Source organism: Pseudomonas sp. 51_B, assembly GCF_017491595.1.
GTDB classification, from domain to species: domain Bacteria; phylum Pseudomonadota; class Gammaproteobacteria; order Pseudomonadales; family Pseudomonadaceae; genus Aquipseudomonas; species Aquipseudomonas promysalinigenes.
The window spans coordinates 1-250 of record NZ_JAFGYW010000524.1; the positions used below are offsets into that span (position 1 = coordinate 1).

Below are 250 nucleotides of genomic sequence, written 5' to 3' on the forward strand. Positions count from 1 at the left end.
TGGCGTAGGCATAGACTCCCGAGTCCAGTTCAGGTTTACGGTTGGCCAGGGTCTGGAACACGAATGCCAGGGTCAGCATGCCCACTGCGGTGATTGCCCAGCCAATTAGAACCGCGCCGACGCCGGCACTGGCGGCCATGTTCTGCGGCAGCGAAAAGATCCCGCCACCAATCATCGAGCCGACCACAAGTGCAACTAATGCGCCTAGCTTTAGTTTTCCCGAAGAATCAGACATTTAACAACTCCTGCC

1 protein-coding gene is annotated in these 250 nt (G+C 56.8%); it reads right to left on the bottom strand.

Annotation, left to right across the window (positions count from 1 at the left end; all coding sequences use genetic code 11):
- Positions 1–235, bottom strand: a 235-nt coding sequence (locus J5M56_RS26035) for an amino acid permease (protein ID WP_207938192.1), incomplete at its 3' end; no start/stop codon positions are given.
- Positions 236–250: the final 15 nt, after the last annotated feature.